Origin of the sequence: Clostridium sp. AM34-9AC (genome assembly GCF_003480225.1) — a bacterium.
In the GTDB taxonomy this organism is placed as follows: domain Bacteria; phylum Bacillota; class Clostridia; order Lachnospirales; family Lachnospiraceae; genus Acetatifactor; species Acetatifactor acetigignens.
In genome coordinates, this window is sequence record NZ_QUIU01000003.1 from 172,213 (window position 1) to 196,408 (window position 24,196).

22 protein-coding genes are annotated in these 24,196 nt (G+C 50.4%); 20 read left to right on the top strand and 2 right to left on the bottom strand.

Features of this window, described 5'->3' with window-relative positions:
* The first annotated feature begins 83 nt into the window (after nucleotides 1-83).
* The 11 genes from DW835_RS02995 (at nucleotide 84) to lysS (ending at nucleotide 11,190) form a co-directional block, all read left to right on the top strand.
* A complete protein-coding gene (locus tag DW835_RS02995) occupies nucleotides 84-563 on the top strand; it encodes an NfeD family protein (RefSeq protein ID WP_242993304.1) in 480 nt (159 codons plus the stop codon).
* An 81-nt stretch (nucleotides 564-644) separates the two neighbouring features.
* Complete coding sequence (locus tag DW835_RS03000) at nucleotides 645-1,568, top strand: SPFH domain-containing protein (protein ID WP_022311896.1); 924 nt, start codon at nucleotides 645-647, stop codon at nucleotides 1,566-1,568.
* 246 nt (nucleotides 1,569-1,814) lie between these two features.
* Nucleotides 1,815-2,798 (top strand): ornithine carbamoyltransferase, encoded by a 984-nt coding sequence (gene argF / locus DW835_RS03005; RefSeq protein WP_022311895.1) that lies wholly within the window; start codon nucleotides 1,815-1,817, stop codon nucleotides 2,796-2,798.
* A complete protein-coding gene (locus DW835_RS03010; protein WP_347559348.1) occupies nucleotides 2,795-3,838 on the top strand; it encodes a biotin--[acetyl-CoA-carboxylase] ligase in 1,044 nt (347 codons plus the stop codon). Before argF ends, DW835_RS03010 begins: the two co-directional genes overlap by 4 nt.
* A 121-nt stretch (nucleotides 3,839-3,959) precedes the next feature.
* Nucleotides 3,960-4,322 carry a DUF6145 family protein gene (locus DW835_RS03015; protein WP_118538514.1) on the top strand — a complete coding sequence of 121 codons (363 nt, stop codon included), beginning with the start codon at nucleotides 3,960-3,962 and terminating at the stop codon, nucleotides 4,320-4,322.
* Nucleotides 4,319-5,089, top strand: a complete 771-nt coding sequence (locus DW835_RS03020; protein WP_118730660.1) for a type III pantothenate kinase — start codon at nucleotides 4,319-4,321, stop codon at nucleotides 5,087-5,089. The genes DW835_RS03015 and DW835_RS03020 overlap by 4 nt, the downstream gene beginning before the upstream one ends.
* 12 nt (nucleotides 5,090-5,101) lie before the next feature.
* Nucleotides 5,102-6,688, top strand: coding sequence for a hypothetical protein (locus tag DW835_RS03025; protein WP_118730661.1), 1,587 nt, complete (start codon nucleotides 5,102-5,104; stop codon nucleotides 6,686-6,688).
* A complete protein-coding gene (dusB, locus tag DW835_RS03030) occupies nucleotides 6,685-7,659 on the top strand; it encodes a tRNA dihydrouridine synthase DusB (protein ID WP_118730662.1) in 975 nt (324 codons plus the stop codon). The genes DW835_RS03025 and dusB overlap by 4 nt, the downstream gene beginning before the upstream one ends.
* 103 nt (nucleotides 7,660-7,762) lie before the next feature.
* A complete protein-coding gene (locus DW835_RS03035) occupies nucleotides 7,763-8,659 on the top strand; it encodes a hypothetical protein (protein ID WP_147353697.1) in 897 nt (298 codons plus the stop codon).
* A 62-nt stretch (nucleotides 8,660-8,721) separates the two neighbouring features.
* Nucleotides 8,722-9,210, top strand: coding sequence for a transcription elongation factor GreA (gene greA, locus DW835_RS03040; RefSeq protein WP_118730664.1), 489 nt, complete (start codon nucleotides 8,722-8,724; stop codon nucleotides 9,208-9,210).
* A gap of 27 nt (nucleotides 9,211-9,237) precedes the next feature.
* Nucleotides 9,238-11,190 (top strand): lysine--tRNA ligase, encoded by a 1,953-nt coding sequence (lysS, locus tag DW835_RS03045; protein WP_118730665.1) that lies wholly within the window; start codon nucleotides 9,238-9,240, stop codon nucleotides 11,188-11,190.
* Between the two features lie 128 nt (nucleotides 11,191-11,318).
* Here lysS and DW835_RS03050 read toward each other — a convergent pair whose 3' ends face one another.
* Nucleotides 11,319-12,551 carry a site-specific integrase gene (locus tag DW835_RS03050; protein ID WP_006874387.1) on the bottom strand — a complete coding sequence of 411 codons (1,233 nt, stop codon included), beginning with the start codon at nucleotides 12,549-12,551 and terminating at the stop codon, nucleotides 11,319-11,321.
* 52 nt (nucleotides 12,552-12,603) lie between these two features.
* Nucleotides 12,604-12,804 carry a hypothetical protein gene (locus DW835_RS03055; protein WP_003501914.1) on the bottom strand — a complete coding sequence of 67 codons (201 nt, stop codon included), beginning with the start codon at nucleotides 12,802-12,804 and terminating at the stop codon, nucleotides 12,604-12,606.
* A gap of 711 nt (nucleotides 12,805-13,515) precedes the next feature.
* Here DW835_RS03055 and DW835_RS03060 point away from each other — a divergent pair.
* The 9 genes from DW835_RS03060 to DW835_RS03100 all read left to right on the top strand — a co-directional run bounded on the left by DW835_RS03060 (nucleotide 13,516) and on the right by DW835_RS03100 (nucleotide 24,149).
* Nucleotides 13,516-13,773: a hypothetical protein gene (locus DW835_RS03060; protein WP_118668483.1), complete on the top strand. Its 258-nt coding sequence runs from the start codon at nucleotides 13,516-13,518 to the stop codon at nucleotides 13,771-13,773.
* Entirely contained in the window at nucleotides 13,719-14,786 is a 1,068-nt protein-coding gene (locus tag DW835_RS03065; RefSeq protein ID WP_118668484.1) for a lambda-exonuclease family protein, read from the top strand. Before DW835_RS03060 ends, DW835_RS03065 begins: the two co-directional genes overlap by 55 nt.
* A 14-nt stretch (nucleotides 14,787-14,800) precedes the next feature.
* Nucleotides 14,801-17,074: an ATP-dependent RecD-like DNA helicase gene (locus DW835_RS03070; protein WP_118668485.1), complete on the top strand. Its 2,274-nt coding sequence runs from the start codon at nucleotides 14,801-14,803 to the stop codon at nucleotides 17,072-17,074.
* Between the two features lie 69 nt (nucleotides 17,075-17,143).
* Complete coding sequence (locus DW835_RS03075; RefSeq protein ID WP_118730666.1) at nucleotides 17,144-18,301, top strand: hypothetical protein; 1,158 nt, start codon at nucleotides 17,144-17,146, stop codon at nucleotides 18,299-18,301.
* Nucleotides 18,302-18,343: 42 nt separating this feature from the next.
* Nucleotides 18,344-20,137 (top strand): YodL domain-containing protein, encoded by a 1,794-nt coding sequence (locus tag DW835_RS03080; RefSeq protein WP_118730667.1) that lies wholly within the window; start codon nucleotides 18,344-18,346, stop codon nucleotides 20,135-20,137.
* Between the two features lie 15 nt (nucleotides 20,138-20,152).
* Entirely contained in the window at nucleotides 20,153-20,401 is a 249-nt protein-coding gene (locus DW835_RS03085) for a hypothetical protein (protein WP_003501922.1), read from the top strand.
* Between the two features lie 71 nt (nucleotides 20,402-20,472).
* The gene (locus tag DW835_RS03090; protein WP_118730668.1) at nucleotides 20,473-21,393 is read left to right on the top strand and encodes a Cas9 inhibitor AcrIIA9 family protein; all 921 of its coding nucleotides are present in this window, start codon (nucleotides 20,473-20,475) and stop codon (nucleotides 21,391-21,393) included.
* Nucleotides 21,394-21,418: 25 nt separating this feature from the next.
* Nucleotides 21,419-21,961, top strand: coding sequence for a hypothetical protein (locus DW835_RS03095; RefSeq protein WP_003501924.1), 543 nt, complete (start codon nucleotides 21,419-21,421; stop codon nucleotides 21,959-21,961).
* A gap of 1 nt (nucleotide 21,962) precedes the next feature.
* Nucleotides 21,963-24,149 carry a PcfJ domain-containing protein gene (locus DW835_RS03100; RefSeq protein ID WP_118730669.1) on the top strand — a complete coding sequence of 729 codons (2,187 nt, stop codon included), beginning with the start codon at nucleotides 21,963-21,965 and terminating at the stop codon, nucleotides 24,147-24,149.
* Nucleotides 24,150-24,196: the final 47 nt, after the last annotated feature.

Genomic DNA, 24,196 nt, shown 5'->3' on the forward strand with positions numbered 1-24,196 from the left:
CCGTATCGTGCACCAATAGCTGTTGTCACAGAAGAATATTTGTAGTACACTGGATACAACTACAAAACCAAAGGAGTGATCACATGAGTGAAATGGTAACCTTGTGGCTTGTGGTATTGATCGTATCGATCGGTGTGGAGGTCGCCACTCTGGGACTGACGAGCATCTGGTTCGCCGGAGGCGCCGTTGTGGCAGTGATTGCCGCCGCATTGCAGGCACCGATCTGGTTGCAGATCCTGTTATTTTTTGCAGTGTCTCTGCTGCTGTTATTTTTCACCAGACCTGTCGCAGTCAGATATTTCAACAAAGACCGCGTAAGGACAAATGTGGAAAGTATGATCGGCAGACAGGCGATTGTGACCAGTGAGATCGACAATCTGCAGGGCATCGGACAGGTAACGGTGGGCGGCCAGGAGTGGAGCGCCAGAACCGAAAAAGACGGACTGAATCTACAGCCCGGAACGGTGGTAGACATCGTGGCAGTCAGTGGTGTCAAGCTGATCGTCAAGGTGGATCCGCAGATGACGAAGGTCATCGGGGAAGTACCGCAGTCACAGAATTAAGAATCGTGTAACACGGATACATGAGGGAAAAGCGCGTACAGAGGTACGCAGCGTACACGAATGTACGCAGAAGGAGGAAAAATGGTAGCATTAATCATTATTGTCGTTTTAGTATTATGGATCTGTGTATCCTGTATCAAGATCGTGCCTCAGGCACAGGCCTACGTGATCGAACGTCTGGGTGCTTATCAGTCCACCTGGAATGTAGGATTCAATCTGAAGATCCCGTTCATCGATAAGGTAGCCAGAAAAGTCAATTTAAAAGAGCAGGTAGCGGATTTCCCACCCCAGCCCGTAATCACCAAGGATAACGTAACCATGCGGATCGATACCGTAGTCTTTTACCAGATCACAGATCCCAAGCTGTTCACCTACGGTGTAGAGAATCCCATGATGGCTATTGAGAATCTGACCGCCACCACCCTGCGTAATATCATCGGTGACCTGGAACTGGACCAGACCCTGACTTCCCGTGAGACCATCAACACCAAGATGCGTGCGGCACTGGATATCGCCACCGATCCCTGGGGTATCAAGGTCAACCGTGTGGAGCTGAAGAACATCATCCCTCCCGCAGAGATCCAGAATGCCATGGAGAAGCAGATGAAGGCAGAGCGCGAGAGACGTGAAGCCGTTACCCGTGCAGAAGGTGAGAAGAAGGCTAAGATCCTGGAGGCAGAAGGTGCCAAGGAGTCCGCAATTCTTCGTGCAGAAGCAGATAAGCAGGCAGCCATCCTTCGTGCGGAAGCTGAGAAGGAGAAGATGATCCGCGAGGCAGAAGGTGAAGCCGAAGCCATCCTCAAGGTACAGCAGGCAAATGCCGACGGTATCAAGATGCTGAAGGAAGCAGGCGCAGATGCAGCAGTCCTGAAGTTAAAGAGCCTGGAAGCTTTCGAAAAGGTAGCTGACGGCCAGGCCACCACCATCCTGCTGCCCGCAGAGCTGCAGGGCATTGCCAGCGTGGCAGAGACCTTCAAGGCAGCCGCAGGCAAAAAGGCAGAATAAGTAAACTAAAAAACGATAAACCAAAGCCACTTTCCGGGAAATAAGGAGGGTGGCTTTTTTATGTCGGATTCACAAAAAACAATGACGGGGGATAAACGCGAGGGGTTGAAAAACACAGAATAATGAAGTATATTGATTACATATAGCTTGTTACAGGCAACGTTCGTAACAGGGATATCAATGGACAAAATCAGAAAACAGAGGCTGCGGGCGCAAGGCCGGAAAGCTTCGGAAAAGAGGAGTATTATGGATTTAAAGGGACGCGATTTTTTGAAATTACTGGACTTTACACCGGAAGAGATCGAATATCTGCTGGATCTGGCGGCAGACCTGAAAGATAAGAAGAAAAAAGGAATCCCCGTAGATACTCTCCGAGGCAAGAATGTAGCGCTGATCTTTGAGAAGACCAGTACCCGTACCAGATGTGCTTTTGAAGTGGCAGCCCATGATCTGGGAATGGGAACGACTTATCTGGATCCCACCGGATCCCAGATCGGCAAAAAGGAAAGCATTGCCGATACTGCCAGAGTACTGGCAGGCATGTTCGAGGGTATCGAATATCGTGGCTTCGGACAGGATATTGTGGAGGAACTGGCAAAATATTCCAAGGTGCCCGTATGGAACGGCCTGACCAACGAATTCCATCCCACCCAGATGCTGGCAGACCTTCTGACCATCCGTGAACATTTCGGACATCTGAAGGGAATCCGTATGACTTACATGGGAGACGCCCGTTACAACATGGGTAACTCTCTGATGGTAGCCTGCGCGAAGATGGGCATGCACTTTACCGCATGTACCACCGCAAAATATTTCCCGGCGAAGGAGCTGGTAGCGGAGTGTGAGGCCATTGCGGCACAGACCGGCGGCAGTATTACCCTGACCGAGGATGTGAAGGCGGGCACGAAGGATGTGGATGTGATCTACACTGACGTGTGGGTATCCATGGGCGAGCCCGACGAAGTATGGACCGAGCGTATTAAGGAGCTGTCTCCTTATCAGGTGAATAAAGCAGTCATGGACAATGCCGGCGAGCAGGCCATTTTCATGCACTGTCTTCCTGCATTCCATGATCTGAAGACCAAGATCGGTGCCCAGATGGGTGAGCGTTTCGGCATCACCGAGATGGAAGTGACCGATGAAGTATTTGAATCCGGCCAGTCTCTGGTGTTTGAAGAGGCTGAGAACCGTATGCATACGATCAAGGCAGTGATGGCGGCGACTTTATGAGTATGAAAGCAAAGATTTTAGAGCTTCTTCGGGAAAAGAAGGATCGGGTGGCAGCAGGAGCACCGGAAAGCGAGGCCTATGTCTCCGGGCAGGAGCTCTGCGAGCAGTTCGGTGTATCGAGAACTGCGGTATGGAAAGCCATCGGACAACTGAAAAAAGAAGGCTATGTCATTGAAGCGGTACAGAACCGCGGCTACCGTCTGCTGGATCAGGCGGAGGAAGTCTACAACCAGGCGGATATCCAGAGCAGATTAAAGACGAAATGGGTGGCACATCCTTTACTGTTTTTTGACAGTATCGATTCCACCAATATCCGTGCCAAACTGGAAGCGGAACAGGGCGCGGAGAGCGGCCTGTTGGTGGTGTCGGATATGCAGAGCGCCGGACGCGGCAGAAGAGGCCGGGGCTGGGAGAGCCCCGCAGGGATAAATATTTATTACACCCTGATGTTAAAACCGGATTTTTCATCGGACTGTGCACCGATGCTGACGTTAGTCATGGCACTGGCGGTGGCGAAGGGCATCCGGCAGACACTGCGCCGCGACAGCGAAGAGGTAGCGGCCAAGGTCGGCATCAAGTGGCCCAACGATATTGTAGTGGATGGTAAAAAGGTTTGCGGCATTCTCACGGAGATGAGCATGGAGCAGGGGTACATCCAGCACATCGTCATCGGTGTGGGCATCAATGTGCGTAAGCAGGAATTTCCCGAGGAGATCCGGGACCGGGCGGCAGCCATTGATGAACAATGCGGCTTCCGCATTTCCCGCAGTCAGCTGATTGCGGATATTATGGAAGCCTTCGAGGAAGATTATGAGATCTTTTTACAGACCCATGACCTGAAAGGTCTGCGGGCCTCCTATGCGGAACTTCTGGTAAATCAGGACAGGGAAGTCTGCGTGCTGGATCCCAAGGGCGAATACCGTGGCATTGCCAGAGGCATCAACGACCAGGGAGAGCTTCTGGTGGAGAGACCGGACGGCACCGTGGAGGAAGTCTATGCCGGAGAGGTATCGGTCCGCGGAATCTATGGGTATGTGTAGGCAGGTATAGCATTTTCCGGGATGGCAGAAGGCAGGACGGACAGCCGGATGGAAAGACCGGAATAAAAAGACCGGAACAGATAGTCCGTGACAGAATTGAGACAGAACAGGATATAGAACTATGGACGAGAACAAGATCGTACTCTGCGGCGCCAACGCCTATGAGAAGAAATATTATTTTAACGAAGAACAATTTAAGATGATTCCGGATTCCATCAAGCAGGAGCTGCATGTGATCTGCGTGCTCTTCACCGAGGAAGTGGGCGGTGTCTTTACCATTGCCTTTGAGGAGGATGGAAATGTGGTCATGGAGACCAATGCGGATGATGATGACATCTATTATGATGAGATCTCTTCCGGACTGTTGATCTCTGAGATCCGTAGGAGCAGACAGGAGCTTTTCGAGTCCCTGAGTCTGTATTACCGTGTGTTTATCAAAAAAGAAGATGTATCCGCATTGCTGGATGAGGAGGACGATGAATGATTTTTGTCATTGATGTAGGCAACACGAATATGACCATGGGTGTCTTTCAGGGGAAAAAGATGGAAGCCACCTTCCGGATCATGACGAAGACCCCCAGAACCTCAGATGAATACGGGATCATGATCACCCAGCTGCTAAAAAATAACGGTATCGAAGTGACGGACATCGAGGGAACCATCATTGCCAGCGTAGTGCCGGATGTGATGCATTCCCTGACCAGTTCCATCATCCGTTATCTCAAGCTAAAGCCATTGATCGTGGGTCCCGGTGTGAAGAGCGGCATCAAGGTCGCTACCGAGGATCCCCGGGCCATCGGTGCAGACCGTATCGTGGATGCGGTGGCAGCTTATGTGAAATACGGCGGACCGGTGCTGGTACTGGATTTCGGTACGGCGACCACCTATGATCTGATCACGGAGGACGGACGTTTTACTGCAGGAATCACTGCTCCCGGTATCCGGATCAGTTCGGAGGCTCTGTGGAAAGAGACGGCGAAGCTGCCGAATATTGAAATCCGTAAGCCGAAGACCATCCTGGCACAGGAGACCATTACCAGTATGCAGGCAGGACTCATGTACGGTCAGATCGGCCAGACGGAATACATTATCCGCAAGGTAAAGGAAGAGAGCGGGCTTGCGGAGCTGAAGGTCGTGGCCACCGGAGGCTTAGGCCGTGCCATTGCGGACGAGACCGACAGCATTGATATCTATGACAGTTCTCTGACACTGGATGGACTGCGGATCATCTACGACAAGAACAGACGTTGATAGGGGAATGACATGATAAAGCTGGAAAAAGCAGCAACAAAGATTATGGCAGCCATCGGAACAGCAGTAATGCTGTTCCTGCTGTTTTATTCCTGGAAATATACGAAGAGGCTGGTGGAACCGGAATATTATCTGGATGAAAAAGACAGTATCCTCTGGAATGCTCTTGTCGGCGTAGTGCTGGTGGCGGTATGCGGGGCTCTGTCCGGAGTGATGAAAAAGATCCCGGCGTGGGCACTGCATCTGCTGGCAGTTCTGGGAGCTGTGACAGCAGTGATTCTAGGGATAAGGCTTGCGAGGGCCGCCGGAGCGGAGAGCATTGCGGACCAGTATTATGTGCAAAGAGCAGCTATGGCACTGGCGGACGGTGATGCGGAATGGGTGCTGGCACAGGATTACTATGGTATCTATCCGTTCCAGCTGGGATTGGCGGAGATCTTCGCCTTAATCTTCCGTGTGGCAGGCTCCACGGAACGGCTCGTGATCCAACAGGTACAGGCGGTCTGCGGAGGCATCACGCTGTATGTGGGATTCAGGATCGTGCGGGAACTGTCGGGAAGCCGGGCAGCGGAACTGCTGTATCTTGTGGCGGAGCTTTTGTTCCTGCCGGTGTATTGCTATGCTTTGTTTATCTATGGTGAGAGTATCGGAACCTGCAGCGTCCTGTGTGCCATCTGGTGTTACCTGATGGCCAACCGGCCGGAGGGAAAGGTGTGGCAGAAGGGACTGCTGTGGAGTGCCGTCGCGTTGTTCATGGGACTGGCGTATGCGACCAGAAATGTATTGCTGGTGGTATGGATCGCCATGGTCATCATGCAGATCCTGGTGCTGCTTCGCAGTAAAAAATGGCAGGGGCTGCCGGCTCTCTGTGTGGTACTGGTAGTTATGCTGCTGGGGAAAACGACTCTCTGTCACATGGCGGAAGGACAGCTTGACCGGGAATATGGTTCCGGTGCTCCGTATGTTCTGTGGGTTGCCATGGGAATGCAGGAGAATCCCGACGCCCTGAAGGGGCCGGGAACCTACAATGACTATAATCTGGACACTTATCTGCAGGCCGGGTATGACAGCATAGAGGCAGCAGAAGTGGCCAAAGGAGATATCAGGCAGTGTCTGGCAAAATGGCAGGAGGATCCCGTGGCAGCCGTTACGTTTCTCAAGGAGAAACTGCTGATCCAGTGGATTGAGCCTACTTATTGCAGCTTTAACCAGACCAGATACCAGTACCGGCCGCAAGGCTGGGTGGAAGACCTCTATACCGGACAGGCCAATGAAAGAGCACTGGCATTCCTGAACCGTTTTCAGGGAATGGTATATCTGGCGGTTTTCGGATATTATTTGAGGATCCTGCTGGGAAAACTGAAAGGTGTACAGGTACTTCCGGGGATTATTTTTCTGGGCGGCTTTTTCATTACGATCCTCTGGGAGGCCAAGAGCCGTTATGTGTATCCCTATATCGTCATGATCCTTCCCAGCGCGGCATGCAGTATGGAGTATTACGGCCGTCTGCTGGCGGGTGGCATCGGGAGGATCGCAGGGGGTATTGTGAGTAGTAGGGAAAGGAAACAGAAACAAAAAGAAATAGGAAGGACAGCATGAAAAAATTACAGATTGGTAATGTGACCCTGGACAACCCGGTGATCCTGGCACCCATGGCGGGAGTATCCGACCTGCCGTTCCGCCTGCTTTGCAGGGAGATGGGAGCGGCGCTGGTGTGCATGGAAATGGTCAGTGCCAAAGCCATATATTATAACAATAAAAATACGGACAGTCTCATGGAAATCCATCCCGAGGAAGTGCCGGCTTCCCTGCAGCTGTTCGGCTCAGATCCCCAGATCCTTGCGGAGATAGCAAAACGGATCGAGGAACGTCCTTTTTCCATACTGGATCTGAATATGGGCTGCCCGGTGCCGAAGGTCGTGAACAACGGCGAAGGCTCCGCGCTGATGAAGGATCCGAAGCTGGTGGAGCAGATTCTGACCGCACTGGTAAAAGCCATCGATAAGCCGGTGACAGTGAAGATCCGCAAGGGCTTTGATGATGACCATGTCAATGCCGTGGAGATCGCGAAGATTGCGGAAGCCTGTGGTGTGGCAGCGGTGGCGGTGCACGGACGGACCAGAGCCCAGTACTACAGCGGACAGGCAGACTGGGATATCATCGCACAGGTGAAGGATGCAGTGAAGATTCCAGTGATCGGCAACGGGGATGTGGACAGCCCGGAAAAAGCAAAAGCCATTCTGGAACAGACCGGCTGCGATGGTGTCATGATCGGCCGGGCGGCAGAAGGAAATCCCTGGATTTTCCGGGAGGTGGTATCCTATCTGGAAAACGGCACGATCCCGGCAAGACCCACGAACCGGGAGAAGCGGGAAATGATCCTGCGCCATGCGGCATTGCAGCTGGAATACAAGGGAGAATACACCGGTGTCCGGGAGATGCGCAAGCACCTGTCCTGGTATACGGTGGGAATGCCCCATTCCGCTCATTTCCGCCAGACCATCAATACCATGGAGAAAATGGACGAACTGATCCGGGGAGTGCAGGAAATCTTTCCGGACGAAGTGTAGTGCGGATTTTGGATACAGCAATGCATTATGAGGCAGACCTTGCATGATATGATGTTGTGCGCGGTGTGGTGCATATAATTGGGATGACTGCATACAATGAAGCATGGACACTATTTTGTATCTCTATCCGGCGCGACGGACAGCGATGTGCGGGACACCGCCGGAGGAAAAAGCGGAACTGCGCCGGGGAAAACTGAAGAAATTTTTGCCCTTCCTGTGGAAAAAGGGAGAAGACCGGCGCCCTGTGGTGACTGTGAGCCGGACGGAATATTTTTTCCCGGACTATCATCTGGTCAGAGTGTCGGTAGCCAGAACGGAAGGCATGGAAGAAAAACAGGCGGAACTGGCACTCACGGAGCTAAAGCTCACGGAGCTAAAGCTCCGGGAACAATTACAGGAACTGACAGAGGATCCGGATCACACCTATGTGGTGTGCCGTGAGCCTCTTTCTTTTTATTTCGGAAGGGAATTCCGGGATTATCTGCAACAGGAGTGGATCGAACATCTGCTGCGCTACGGGGAGAGAGCGGGCGGCTATCCGGCGTGGCCGGATCTGGTCCTGCTGGGGAGAAATCCGTATCTGCCTTATGTCGTGCTCCGCTATGCTGCCAGATTGCAGAGCATGAAATGGTATCTTACGGAAAGAGAATACCGGGAGGAGGAAGAGTGGCTGACCGGGGAACTGGAGGATGAGTACGGTCTGATCCCGGAGATCCGGCTGCTTGCGGAAAATGCGGACTACGGACGAGTACGTCTGCAGGGGACGAAACCCTGCGTGGTACTGGATTTTTGCGACAATGAAAAGGTCTACGGCGGCGGACTGGCAGCAGGCAGTATCTGGCTGGATTTTCCGGCATCGGAGTACAAGGAGCACCGGGCCCTGGTACAATGTCCGCAGATCCGTTATTTTTCCATGAAAAAAGAGTGGAAAGACCCTCGAAAAGCCCGGGAATACCTTGACACCATCAGCAAAAATGGGTATAATAACTCGGTTGATTAGGCTAGTATAGTTGCCGGGAGTGTCGGCAGTACAAAATATAGAAAACAGGAAGGTGCGGTATCATGCAGGAAAAGAAAAACATTTTGACCTACGAAGGCCTCAGAAAATATGAGGAAGAGTTACACGATCTGAAGGTGGTAAAGCGTCAGGAAGTAGCCCAGAAGATCAAGGAAGCAAGAGAGCAGGGAGACCTGTCCGAGAATGCTGAGTACGATGCAGCGAAGGATGAGCAGAGAGACATCGAAGCCCGTATCGAAGAACTGGAGAAGATCCTGAAGAACGCAGAAGTCGTTGTAGAGGATGAGGTAGATCTGGACAAGATCAACATCGGATGTATCGTTAAGATTCTGGATGTGGAGTATAGTGAAGAACTGGATTACAAGATCGTAGGTTCCACCGAGGCCAACAGCTTAAAGGGTAAGATTTCCAACGAAAGCCCCGTAGGTAAGGCACTGATCGGTCATAAGGTCGGCGATACCGTAGAAGTAGAGACACCCGCAGGTGTATTCGCATATAAAATTCTGGAGATCCAGAGAAGTAATGTTGACTAAGTAAGATAGAGTAAGGAGTGGAAAAAAGTGGCAGATACACAGAACACAAAGGTACAGGAACAGGACATTCACCAACTGTTGAAGGTAAAGCGTGAGAAGCTGGCGAACCTGCAGGAAGCAGGCAAGGATCCTTTTCAGATCACCAAATATGATGTGACCCATCACAGCACCGATATCAAGAACAATTTCGAGGAACTGGAAGGCAAGACCGTCCGCATCGCCGGACGTGTGATGTCCAAACGTGTCATGGGTAAGGCATCCTTCTGTAATGTACAGGATCTGCCCGGCAATATCCAGGTATATGTGGCTAGAGACAGCATCGGTGAAGAGTCCTATGCGGATTTCAAGAAGTACGATGTGGGCGATATCGTAGGTATCGAGGGTGAAGTCTTCAAGACCAAGACCGGCGAGACCTCCATACATGCGGCAAAGGTAACACTGCTGTCCAAGAGCTTACAGATCCTGCCTGAGAAGTTCCACGGCCTGACCAATACCGATATCCGTTATCGTCAGCGTTATACCGACCTGATCATGAATCAGGACGTTAAGGATACTTTCGTAAAGCGTTCCAGAATTATCAGTGCCATCCGCCGTTATCTGGACGGACAGGGTTTCCTGGAAGTAGAGACTCCCATGCTGGTATCCAATGCCGGCGGTGCAGCTGCAAGACCTTTCGAGACCCATTACAATGCGCTGGATGAGGACGTGAAGCTGCGTATCTCCTTGGAGCTGTACCTGAAGAGACTGATCGTCGGCGGCATGGAGCGTGTCTTCGAGATCGGCCGTGTATTCCGTAACGAAGGTCTGGACACCAGACACAATCCGGAATTCACACTGATGGAGCTGTACCAGGCATACACCGACTATTACGGAATGATGGATCTGACTGAGAACATGTTCCGCTATGTGGCACAGGAAGTATGCGGTACCACCGTGATTCCTTACGCAGAAGAGACCATCGACCTGGGCAAGCCTTTCGAGAGACTGACCATGGTAGATGCTGTCAAAAAATACGCAGGCGTTGACTTCGACCAGATCCCCGACACCGCAGCAGCGAAGAAGCTGGCAGACGAGAAGGGTGTACACTACGAAGAGCGTCATGCCAAGGGCGATATCCTGAACCTGTTCTTCGAGGAGTTCGTAGAAGAGCATCTGATCCAGCCTGTATTCATCATGGATCATCCGGTAGAGATATCTCCTCTGACCAAGAGAAAGCCGGATAAGCCCGATTATGTAGAGCGTTTCGAACTGTTCATCTATGGACGTGAGATGTGTAACGCTTATTCCGAATTAAATGATCCCATCGACCAGAGAGAGCGTTTCAAGGCGCAGGAAGCTGCACTGGCAGCCGGCGATGAGGAAGCCAACACCACCGATGAAGATTTCATGAACGCACTGGAGATCGGTATGCCTCCTACCGGCGGTATCGGATACGGTATCGACCGTCTGGTAATGCTGCTGACCAACTCCCCTGCCATCCGTGATGTTCTGCTGTTCCCGACAATGAAGACCCTGGAACCAAAGCGGGCTGAAAACAAAGCCGAAAAAGCAGCGGTAAATGGTTCTGCAGAGGCTGCAACCGTGTCCGCGCCAAGCGTACAGATTGATCTTTCCAAGGTGAAAATCGAGCCTTTGTTTGCAGATGATGTAGACTTTGAGACATTCAGCAAGTCTGATTTCAGAGTGGTTAAGATCGAAGCCTGTGAGGCAGTGCCGAAGTCCAAGAAGCTCCTGAAATTCACACTGAATGACGGAACAGACCGGAAACGCACCATTTTAAGCGGTATTCACGAGTATTACGAGCCGGAAGAGCTGGTTGGTAAGACCTGTGTGGCAATCACAAACCTGCCGCCGAGAAAGATGATGGGTATTGATTCCGAGGGTATGCTGATTTCCGCAGTGTACGAGTATGACGGACGGGAAGGCTTAAATCTTTTGATGCTGGATGACAGTATTCCGGCAGGAGCAAAGCTGTACTAAAGAGGTCATTTACTACAAAAAATCGCGTTACTACAACTTTTCTACAACTTTTGCGCGAGACCCTACGAAACCGGATGAAGCAATATGAAAGGCGGATCTGCTTATAAAATGCAGATTCGCCTTTCTTTTTACATCAGCTTCATGTTCACACTAATGTTTTTTGCCTTCTCCTGCATATTCTCTTGTGTGATATGGGTGTAGATGTCCATTGTAGTAGAGAAATCGGCATGCCCCATGACTTGCTGAATGAATTTAACATCGTTGGTGCTTTCGCAGAGCCGGGTACAGAAGGTGTGCCGCAAGTTGTGAACACTAAAATGAGGGAGCAGATCCGGTTCACGGTCTTCCAGTTCAGCCTGATCCATTTCCTCCATGTTGTAAGTTACGCTGATTCTCTCAATCGCCCGATTGATATTGTGGGCGCTCATGAATGAGCCGGTTCGGTTGCGGAAAACAAAACCGTGAACTCCTCCTAACACCAGTTGATCGTCTGGATACAATGCGTCGATGGTTTCAATCTGGAGGCGAAGCTGCTCGGCCACCTCTGGATAGAGGATAGGGATAATTCGTGTACCGCTCTCAGTTTTGGGAGTGGTAATGTGAAATCCGGCTTTTCCGTCAATGACCCGGTAGATTAAGTTGTGGTTGACCGAGATTGTGTTTTCGCTCAAGTTAATATCGCTTTTGGTAATGCCGGTACATTCTGCTACACGCATTCCTGTTCCAAGGAGCACAGTCATGATGGGGAGCCAATGGCTGTATGTAGGGGACTTGGCAATAAAACGCAGGAAATTCTGCTGTTGCGTTTTAGTGAGTGCGATCCGCCGTTTAGGCTTTGGAGCGCTGCCGTCCGTCTTGAGCTTGCGGTAAATGCCCTTGCTGGGATTTTTGCGGATGTAATCGTCGTCCACGGCCATTTCAAGCGTAGGGTGAACAATGGTGTTGATGCTCTCCAGTGAGTTGATAGCAAAACCGTGTTTCAGCAGTTTGGTATAAAACGCGAGAATATCACTTCTGTGGATTTGTGGCAGAGGCATGTTAGCGAAAGGCTCTTCTTTCACATAGAAGTCCCACAGGTAAAGATAATTTGCTCTGGTAGAGGGCTTCAGTTTGATGTTGTTATTCATGTAGACCTTGAACATATCATTCAGGGTAAGCTTCATGGCTTCCTGAGTACGGATGCCATCATCCTTATCTTTGTTGATCTGCTTTTCTTTGACACGAAGACTTGCGAGATCGGAGTCGTAAAGATATTTCTTTTTAGTGCCTAATTTGTAGACATACATATAGCTGCCATCTGCCCGTTGTGTTTCTCCAGGCCGAAGATTTCGTCCTTTGTTGTCTTTTCTCACTTTTGCCATTACTGGTACCTCCTGATTATAAAAGTGTAGTGCGCCTTACTGGCATGGTTATTTAGCCGGAAATATCATAAAGATATTCTTTGATACGCTGGACACTCCATAGGACACGGGTGTTCATGGTAATGCGTGCATTGGCAAGATCCCCAATCTGTACTGCAGTGTGCCTTCCACAGCACAACAGTTTGCAAAGGGTATCGGTATCAACAGCCAAGCACTGCTCCGGCGGTAGGTCATTCGGTTTTCTTTTCTCCATAATCGTCCTCCTTTTTTCGATTACAATGATCCCTTACGATTTGTAGAAGAAGGTTTTCAACAAAAACAATGAAAACGGTCTTGAGGTCAGGAGGTATTGAAATAACAAAAGAACTCTAATGGGGCCATTTCCTACGCCAGAACGGTTCTGCCGTGTATTTCAGGCTGCTGCTGTGCAGCACTTCGATTATGGGCGCGCTTCTGTGGTCATCGCACACTGTCCAGAATTCCTGTATAACTCCCCATAGAGGTTATGAACTTGTCAAGGTACTAAAAGAGTGTAGGGATCATCCGGTATTACCAAATGATCCGATACATCCTATAAATAGGCAGGGAAGAAAGAACTTCTGCAAAGAGGAAAGAAAATTTAAAGAAAATCCAAAAATCAATATATAGAATATTTGAATTGACAAGCACTATATATTGTGTTAGAATTGCAATGTAATTGATTTTTGTGCGTTGCCCGTCAGGGTACACAGGCTTTAGGGCTTGTGTTGCGGAGTAATGACTGCATTGCACACGCTGTTAATTTTGTACTTGTGTCAGTAGTATCACTGCGCCTTTTCAGGCCGGTATATTGCTGGCTTTTTTATTTTATGGGATTTACCCACCATTGCGAGAATGACATCGGTTCATAGGCAACTATGGGCGCCAGGCTTTATGCCGTCTGTCATTCTCGCTTTTTTATTGCCTGTAAGCCTGAAAGGGCTTTATGGATAAATCAAAACTGAGAAAGGCAGGTCATGTACATGAATGTGAAGCAGAAAAGAAAGCAGAATGGTCGGCGGGTCAAGCCGGCACATTCCACGGACTGGAAGATGAAGAGACAGGCAGTATCTTCGCTCCGGCCCCGAAATGTTGCACCAATGGCGAGGGCAGTTATTTTGCCCCGAAGATCACGAAGGGGGATTTGATATGTCCGGCAGCAATAGTGCTGAACGAAAGCGGCATGAACCGCTGGTGCTGGTAGAAACGGCAGATATTTCAGAAGAAGACTGGCTGGATTACCGGCGCCGTGGAATCGGCGGCAGCGATGTATCGGCGATCTTTGGCACTTCTCCATTCCGGACAGCCAGGGATCTGTACTACGACAAACTGAACATAGCGTCAGTGGAAGATGATGAGGGCAACTGGGTTGCCATGGAAATGGGGCATTTGCTGGAGCCTCTGGTAGCAAAGATATTCGAGCGGAAAACCGGATATCGGGTCTACCAAATCAAAAAGATGTTCCAGCACCCACAGTATCCTTGGATGCTGGCTGATGTGGACTACTTTGTGGAACTGCCGGATGGCACCACAGCGATCCTTGAGATCAAGACCACAAACTATAATGCCAGAGATAACTGGTGGATGAATGGGAAGGAGACTGTTCCAGTCTACTATGAATCTCAGGGGCGTCATTATATGGCAGTAACGGATCTTGACCGATGTTTCTTTTGCTGCCTGTATGGTAACAACGAGGAGGAAGTTATTATCCGGGAGGTCAAGCGTGATTTCGAGTATGAGGCTGAGATGGTCTTTTTGGAGCAGTATTTCTGGGAAAACCATGTGCAGCGCCATGTGCCGCCGCCCTATACAGAAAGTGGGGCCTTGATTATTGAGAGCGCACGCAAACACTTTGGCCCGGCAGATAAAAATGCCCCGGCCGTTGCACTCGACCTGGATATGACTGCAAAACTCATGCAGTATTTGCGGCTTCTGGATGAAAAGAAAAATGCAGAGGTGTACTCCAAAGAAATCGACAAGGATATTCAGCGTCTGAAGGCGCTGTTGATTGCGGAAATGGGTACCAGCTGTACTGCAGTCTGTGAGCAGGAGGGAGTGAACTATACGGTTACCTATACCCCTGTTCGCAAGTCCATCATCGACAAGGATAACCTGCTTCGGTTGAAACTGGAGCATCCGGATATTTACGAACAGTTTGTTACAGTATCCGAATCCAGACGGTTCAGTGTTAGAGCCTCGATTATGGAGGCCGCTTAGTGAGGTGAAAAAGGATGAATTGTATTGGTACCTACGACGGGACGATTTTTTATAATCCTGCCAATAAGTTTTGTATCGTCAGTGTAAAAACCGCAGACCAGAGCGTGCCAGCTGAGGCCAGGTCAAACAGGCGGTACAAAGACCATTTGATCCGCTTTACAGCTGTGGGGTATGAGATTCCACGGACAGATGCGGTAGAGTTGGAACTGGATGGGGAATGGGCAAAAGGCAAGTATGGTGTCCAGCTCCAGGTGGAGCAGTGGCGTGAAATTGTGCCCAGAACAAAAAACGGCGTAGAGGGCTATCTTGCCTCCGGGCTTATCAAAGGGATTGGTCCCAAAACCGCCGCAGACATTGTGGAGCGGTTCGGTGTGGACACACTGGATATTCTGGAACACCAGCCGGAGCGGCTGTTGGAGATCCGGGGCATTACGGAAAATAAATTGGAGGACATCAAAGCTTCTTATGCAGAAAACCGTATGCTCCAAGGAATTATGACCTTGCTGGCACCGTTTAAGATTACTCCCAAGACGGCATTGAAAATATATCAATATTTCGGCCCGACCAGCGTAGAGATTTTGGAAAAGAGCCCATTTGAGCTTTGCCAGATCTCCGGCTTTGGATTTCGGCGGGTAGATGCAATCGTACAAAAGAGCGGGGGCAATCTCCATGACCCTATGCGTATCAAAGGGGCTGTCTTTTGTGCGCTGGATGAGGGCAAGAGTAAACGAGGCCATCTGTACATCAGTTCTGAAGAACTGGAGAAATCAGCGCTGAAACTGCTCAATGAGAAGATACCTGTACCGGAGCTTCGCCTGCATCAGCAGGAAGTCAGGGATATGATGCAGGAAATGATCCTGAATGGAGCAATCGTTTCCGTGAAGGATAATATCTATCTTCCCAGAGTGTTTGCCCAAGAGGACGAAACGGCGCGCCGGATCGCCCAGCGTCTGGTCGCCCAGATGCCAGTAGAGCATATTGCGCCGGTACTGGAACAGGTCAAGGTTGAAATGGGACTGCGCTTGTCTGCACAGCAGGAGGCTGCGGTCTATGCAGCATTTAGGCATGGCTTGTCAGTGATTACGGGTTCTCCTGGTACTGGTAAAACAACAGTGCTGCGGACGATACTTGAGGTTTACCGGCGGCTGTACCCTGATGGCAAAATTGCTCTTATGGCACCTACCGGTCGGGCAAGCCGCAGGATGTCGGAGAGTACCGGCTTTGAGGATGCCCGAACATTACACAGTGGTCTGGGACTGACCAGTGAAGAGGATGAGGGTAGCCGGAACAGAAAGTCAGAGCCACTGTCGGCCGATTTAATCATTGTGGATGAGTTTTCCATGGTGGATATGTGGCTTGCTGAGAAATTTTTTGAACGCATGAAGATAAATGCCAGAATCGTGCTGGTAGGCGACCCAGATCAGCTTCCGAGCGTAGGAGCCGGAAATGTGTTTCGTGAAATCATCGAAACCAAAATCGTCCCAGTAACGGTGCTGGATCAGATTTTCCGTCAGTCGAAGGATAGTCTGATTGCCTATAATGCCAAATTTATCAACGAGGGCAATACCAAACTGTTTTACGGACCGGACTTTGTTTTCGTGTCTGGTGATAGTCAGGAAGACACCGCTGAAAAGATTACAGAACGGTATTGTTTGGAGATACAGGAGAGTGGCATTGAGAATGTGCAGATTCTTTCACCTTTCCGTTCAGAAGGCGCCGCGTCGTCGGAACAGCTGAATGAGACCATTCGTGAATTGGTCAACCCATTCCGCTCTGCGGAGGAGGAAATCAAGTTTGGCCCCAAGATATTCCGGATCAATGACCGCATCATGCAGACCAAGAACACAGAAAAGGTATCTAATGGTGATTTGGGTTTCATCCGGTATATTAAGGACACTGACCAGGGCAAAAAGATCGGCATGGATTTTGGTGCTGGCAGGACGCTGGAATATGGCGTAGATGATTTGAGCAATGTGGATCTGGCTTATGCTACTACGATCCACAAGGCTATGGGCTCTGAGTATGAAACAGTCATTATGCCGCTGCTCAAAGCGCACACTATCATGATGTATCGTAATCTGCTCTACACTGGAATCACGCGCGCTAAAAAGCGGGTGGTGCTGATTGGGCAGAAACAGGTATTGTTTATGGCAATCCATCGTAATGAGATTGGAAAGCGAAATACGCTGCTGGGTATGCGTATCCAGATGTATTTCAAAGCCTACGCAAAGAAAGCCGGTATCCCCATTCCAGCTGCATTGGAAGAACAATTGAAGAACGCAAGTTAAAAAAGAGAGGTCAGATGCAGAAATAGCACTTGGCGTCTCCTATTTTTATGTCAGAAAGGAGTTTCCAACATGAACGAAAAAAGTAATCCGATGCCTATGATGTACAAAACAATTCCGGCAGTGGCAGAACTGAACAAGGTGCCGGGCTTTGACCCGCTCAAATTTCTGCGCCATAAGGTGTCCAGAAAGACAAATGAGGAAATGCTGCAGTTGGAATTGCCTTATCAGAAACTGTGGTTCCGTCTGCGCCACCCCCAGGGCCGCATGAAACTGACTACCCTGCGGATCACGGAACAGCTTGCGATTATGGAGGCCAGAGTCTATCTGGACCGCAGTGATGCAGAGCCCATTAGCAGTTACATCTCGCAGCACAGTGCGGAAGAAGGTACCGACTATGTGCAGGCTGCCCAGGATGAGGCATTGAGTGCTGCGCTGTCGGATGCCGGTTTTGGTCTGCAGTTTGCCGATGTTGCTGTTGACAGTACGGGCAAGGTGTTTGGAAGCAGTATTCCGCTTTCCGGGACAGCTCATATCCAGCAACCGATGCCAAATGCGGCGCAGAGGCCCGTAGAAGCCCCTGGAGCGGCGCTGCGGCAATCTGGTGGGGAAGTTCATGCCCAGCTGGAGAGAACGCCTCAGAACGCCGTAGAGCGCCGTAATGCGCCTGCTCGTCCGGCGCCTATTCAGAAACCTGCGGCAAAGCCGGTTCAGAATGAACAGTCCCCGGTTTCTCCGGTACAGCCCACTGTCCAGCAGATGGCTGCAGAAGAGAAGGAGAATATGGATACGCTGCCTGTCGGCAAGGTAGAGGAGAATGCTCCCAATATGGAGCTGCCGGTACCCAACCGTGAGGTTACATTGGATAGCAGTCCAAAACAGGATGATGTGTCTGAGCAGCCGGCCGCACCCGTATTCCAATCGGATGAACCGGAAGAACTGCCTGTGGCGCCTGTTGTTCAGCAGGAAGCACCTAATCAGCCCCTGGCGCCTTCTTATACGGAGAGCACTCCGGTAGAAGATATCTTGAAGGTAATGACCTTTGAAGAAGCGCAGAATGTGGTGGTGGATAGCGGTCTGAGCAAAGGAAAAACCATGGCAACAGTTGCCAAGGAGCGTCCGGTGAGTCTGAAATTCTATCTCACCCCTGGTAACAAGAGTACCAACAATATCGTTCGTGCTGCGGCGCAGATCATGCTCGATGGTATGGCCGCACAGAAAGCCGGATGATAAGCAGCCCCATCTATGGGGCCAAGAAGGGAGGGAGAACAGATGGACTCATATCCAGGAGATTTTCCGTTCGGTATTATGGATGTAGTGGAACTTCTACATCTGCGAATCAGACGCCGACAGGCAAACAGTGTATATGTGGATTGCCCGTTTTGTGGTGACCGCCGCGGCAAGATGAATGTGAATTTCGTCAAAAATGTCTGGCGGTGCAATTATTGTGATGAGCATGGCGGTATGCTTGCGCTTTATGCGCGGCTAAACAATACGACTACATCCGATGCGTATTGGGAGATAGGAGAAGCCCTGTGCAACGATTTTCACAGGGAACGGCCGAACTCTGGATATGAGATGGCAGGAAACCAGCAGGCTGGTACTGGGTCCCCGGTTTCGGGGACTCAGACCGACCTTGCCGGATATGAGAGGAGGGGCGAACTAAAAACAGTGCAGCAAGCAGAACGGGCCAGCGGACAGGAAATCCATCAAACGCTTTCGCTGCTGCTCGCTATGCTGCCTCTTCAGCCTGCCCACCGCAACCATCTGCACTCCCCAAAACGGGGACTGTCGGATGAACAGATTGATAGGATCGGGTTCAAGAGCACTCCACCCCCATTCCTTTGCCGCTCCATTACCGAGCGGCTGATGAAACAGGGATGCAAGGTGGAGGGAGTGCCCGGCTTTTATCTGGATGACAGCGGGCGCTGGACCATGAACTTCTACCGAAAAAACGCAGGGATTTTGATTCCGGCTGTGGGATACGACGGTATGATACACGGCCTGCAGATCCTTTTGGATATTCCGCTCAAGCAAAAAGATGATCCGCCGAATAAGGCAGGAGCCAAATACATCTGGTTTTCGTCCTCGTCCAAAAATATGGGTGTTACATCCGGGAGTCCGGTACATTTTATAGGAGATCCATCTGCCCGGGTGGTCTATGTCATTGAAGGACTGCTGAAAGCAGACATCTCACACTGCCTGACAAACCGGACTTTTGTGGCGATTGCCGGTGCAAACAACACCAGCCAGTTGGATACGCTGTTTGCACTGTTGGCACAGAATGGCACTGAGGAGATCATTGAGGCTCATGATATGGATAAGTACAGTAACCAAATGACCTCTAATGGGGCATCTAAGATCTATCTGATGGCCCGAAAAAATGGAATGGCATGTCGTCGGCTGACCTGGAATCCGAATTATAAAGGGTTTGATGATTGGCAGCTTGCCCTTCGGGAGAAAGAACAGAAGGAAAAGGAGGTGCAGAGAATGAATTTTAAGCAGCAATATCTGTGCGGTAAGTGTGATTTTACCTATATAGATGGCTGCGTCGAGCTTTGGCACACCAGAGCGGAGAAAGATTTGGACCTGACAGAGTATCTGGGGCTGACAAAGGAAGAGTATCAGATATTTCTTGCTCAAGGCAATCAGGCGCTGAAGGATATTCTGGACAGCCAGAGAGTTTTCCGGAGATTTTGCATTTACCAGCTTTGCCTGGGTGAGACACAGACGGTACCTTTCGCGTTCAAGCAACTGGATGCACTGCGTAAGGCTGGATATGAACAGCCGCCTGCCGCCGCCTATCAGACGGTATGGAGCGCAGAGGTCTGTTGCCCAAAGGGTCAGAATGACATGGAAGTGCTGGGGCGTCTGTTCCTGGACTACAATGAACATTTGCCGGAAGATTACAGAGGTCGTCCGTTGGCTCCATCTGATGTGGTGGAACTGGACTGCCAAGGCAAACGCACATACTTCTATGTGAATGACTGCCGGGATTTTGCACCGGTACGCTTCTCCCCATTCTTGTGTAAAAGACTTCCGGAGCCTGCTCAAAAACAGGAATGAAGGGATAGGGGTCAGATGCGTATTGCAGAAAAGAAGAAAAGTCAGATTGCAGCACTGTATGAGCAGTGTTCCGGCCTTCCGGCAGATGTCAGAAGTTGTCTGGAGAATGGCTACTTTACCGTAACGGTACCTCCGCCATGGAATATGAGCAATCAAAAGGTTGCGCAGGAGGTGCAGGACAAAATCAAGGAATGGTCAAGGCAGTATACTGGCGTGGTCTGCTACTGTTTTGACAGCTTCAGCACACTTTTATATGTGCTGTGAGCAACACACAATGGCATGGAAAGGATCATAACGGCCTGCTCCATGCCTTTTTTGCGAAAGGAGATTTTACAATGGGTGTTTTTTCAGAAATAGCAATGGAGCAGCAAAACGGTATGTTCGATTCGTCTGCAGCCTTTGAGGATGATGAAGCCTTTGAGCTGGAGGAGATGGAATCTTTGCCTGTGCCGCCTGTAGGTACAGACACTGTCCCAGTATCGGCGGCTTCGGTTTGTGCCGGTGAGACTGCTTTGGCTGATGCAGAGGAGGAACCTACGGATGAAGTAGCGCCTGCTGGGGAAGAGAAGTCTGCTGAGGAGGGGAATTCGGCACAACCGCCCGCCGCAGAAGATGAAGAAAAAAAGCGTGCGGAGCATGAGGCGGCTGAAGCCCAGCGCAAAGCGGAATTTGACGCCAAACAGCAGGCGAAGAAAGCCGCAGAGCAGGAGCAGATCGCCCGTCTGGAAGCGATGAGTGATGAAGAAGTAATCGCGGCCTCTACCCAGCGGGTAAGTACTGATGTGGAAAAACTGACGCGGCGCAATATGAAGGAGTGTGTGTCCGAGCATATTCAGATGCTCTGTATGGAAGATACGGCGTTTGCCCGTCTGACAATGCATCCGAAAAAGAACATGATTCGCTGTTTCCAGTACATCAACCGGAGAGCCTGGGATTATGTACAGGATGAACTAAAAGCAAGCGGAACCCGCCCTGGTCCCGGACAGCAGGCGTATGGCTGCGATGTGCCGGATGATCTGTGCTATCAGTGGGCGGAAGATTATTTCCGTGACCCTGATGCCAAGGAAGACCATGAGGATGAGGAAAAGTTTGTTCCCAAGCCGTATGCTGGGAAGTCCTCTGCAAAGAACAAACCCAAGAAGGCGGCAGAGAAGAAAAAGACGGAACCCAAGTCGGCACCCAAGCAGGAGGAAAAAAAGCCTTCTCAGGATGGGCAGATGTCGCTGCTGGATTTTGGTATGGCAAAGGCAGGCTGAACCGGCAAAGGAGGAAAAATGCAGAATGATTGCTTATAAGGGCTTTCGCCCCGGGCTGATATGCCGTGGCTATCAGTTTGTGATGGGGCTCAATACGACTGAAAAAGCAAATTGCAGGGAAAATGGATTTCACTGCGCGGAGGACCCGCTTGACTGCCTTAGTTATTATTCCAGCCTGGAGCATTCGGAATATTATATCGTCAACGCCGGCGGCGACATCGATGAAGATGAGCATGACTCCAAAATCGCCTGTACGGAGCTGACTGTGATTAAGCGGCTAACCAAAGAGGAGTTGTTTTTACATGGTTTGGCATACATGGTAGATCATCCGCGCAGGGTGTGGAGCTCCCATGTGGCAGCCAACCGGGCAATGGCGAACTGCGGTTATGCGGTGGTACGGGGCAAAGACCCCGTTGCTACCGGAAGACTGGGAGACATCCTTGCTTTTGCGAAGGAAGCTCCGGATTCGGAAAGTATCGTACAGGTTGCAGTGGGCCGGATTGACGGCGTTACATTACTGCCTGATGTGTGGTATGGCGTAGATTTGACAAAGAGGATGGTGAATTGAGATGAAAAAAAGAGCCCTGATGGCACTTCCCAATCTGACAGCGACGGATGAAATGAAGAAAATCGCGACTTCAGACCTGCCAAGAAAGGAAAAAACTGACTACGGATATGTTCGGGAAGTCTGTGAGTATTATACCTATCTGAGATGTATCAAACAGGATGGAATATTGAAGGTGGCTTTCTTTTTCCCAGAGCATCTTCGCTTGGATGGGAGTAATCCGGCCTATGAAGTGTATCTGGATAAAGAAAAGCGGCAGTTTATTACCTATAACAGCCTGATACAGAAATGGTGCGAATCCAAGTTGGACAGACTGGACTGGAAGCGGCAATACTGGTATACCAAAGCCTACTGGATCAGCGAGGAAGATGAGACATCTATACAGACATATCTGAACATTGATAAAAAAGCGGTAGAGGCCATCCTGCAGTTTCAGCGGGATGTGCGCGATGAACAGCTCGAACAGCGGCACCGGCGGGAAACTGATCCATGGGATAAAGATATGGAACAGGTGCCGGAACTTCCGAAGGACTGGAGTCGATGGGTGGATAAGGTTGCCATCCGGCAAAATTACATTTACTACCACTACAAAAAGGGCGGCGCCAAAACAGGTTATTGTACCTACTGCGAAAAGGAAGTACCGATCAAGGTACATCCACATCACAATCAAAAAGGCCGCTGTAGTTGTTGCCGCCATTCGGTGGTATTCAAAGCCTATGGACGAGCGGGGTATATGCAGACAGAAAAACATTTTGCCTACCTGATCCAGCGATGCAAAGTTGGCTTTGTAGTTCGTGAATTTCAGGCTGACCGGACATACAGAAAAGAAAGCCTTCCAAACTCCAGACTTTATTGCCAGGAAATCCGGCGCACGATTTATGACAAGGAAAGGAAGCCAAGAACCTACTATTGGGGGTTGTATAAGCAGCGCAATATGCGTTGGATTTCCGGATCCCCCTGTTCTTACAACTGGTCTGGTTCGCATAATGGACGGGTCTATGGCAAAACGCTGCCAACTCTGGAACAGAAGGAACTTCGATGCACAGGGCTGGTCAACTGGATTCGGAAGCAGAAAAGCGTTGATCCGGAAAAATATCTGGCTGTGCTCGAACGGATACCGCAAATGGAACAGATCAGCAAGGCGAGCCTGCCGAAGCTTACCAGAGAATGTTTCAGTTCCTGCGGAACGGTCAGTGAACTTATCAAAAACCGTAGTACAGGGAGCCTGATCAAAGCCTTGGGACTTGACAGCAGAAGGTTTCAGCGCCTTCGGCTCCATAATGGAGGCTGTGATCTGCTGCGGTGGCTGCAATATGAAAAGGGCACCGGCAGGGAAATCCCGGATAATGTCCTTTTGTGGATGTATCAGCAGGATATTAAGCCCAGGGATGTCCAGTTCATTGCCGACCGCATGAGCATGGTGCAGGTCTATAACTATGTGCGGCGTCAGATGCCATCTTTCCGGCGAAACAGCCATGAGGTACTGCGTACATGGGAGGATTATCTTTCCATGGCAAAGAAACTGCACATGGATGTTTATGATGAGATCGTATATCGCACCAGAAAGCTGCGGCGGCGCCATGATGATCTGGTGCTCAAATGCCAGGAGAAGGATATTGAACTGCAGGCCGAGGAGATGGAGGAGAAATTCCCCCATGTTAATGCCATCTGTCAGGAAATCAAAACGAAATATGAGTACGCCGATGCGGATTATATGGTAGTGGTGCCAAGCGGTATTCTGGATATTATTACCGAGGGGCGTGCGCTCCATCACTGTGTAGGAAGCAGCGACCGCTACTGGGATCGGATTGAGCGGCGAGAAAGCTTTGTGATGTTTCTGCGTAAAACGGATGATCCTTTCCATGCCTATTACACGCTGGAAGTGGAGCCGGATGGAACAGTGCGGCAGAAACGGACGGAATATGACCGGCAGAAGAAGGACATTGAGCAGGCAACAGAGTTCCTGCAGAAGTGGCAGCGGGTGGTTACCGCCAGGCTGACAGAAAGCGACAAGGCGCTGGCTGCAGAGAGCCGTGTCCTTCGTGAGAAGGAGTTTATCCAGTTGAAGAAGGATCGGGTCATCATCCATACCGGCCATTTGGCAGGAAAACTTTTGGTGGATGTGCTGATGGCAGATCTGATGGAGAACACGGATAGCATCCAGTCTCCGGCGCTGGCTGCTGCAGCGTGACAAATGAGAATGGCCGGGCATCCTTTGGGTGTCCGGCTATTGATGAA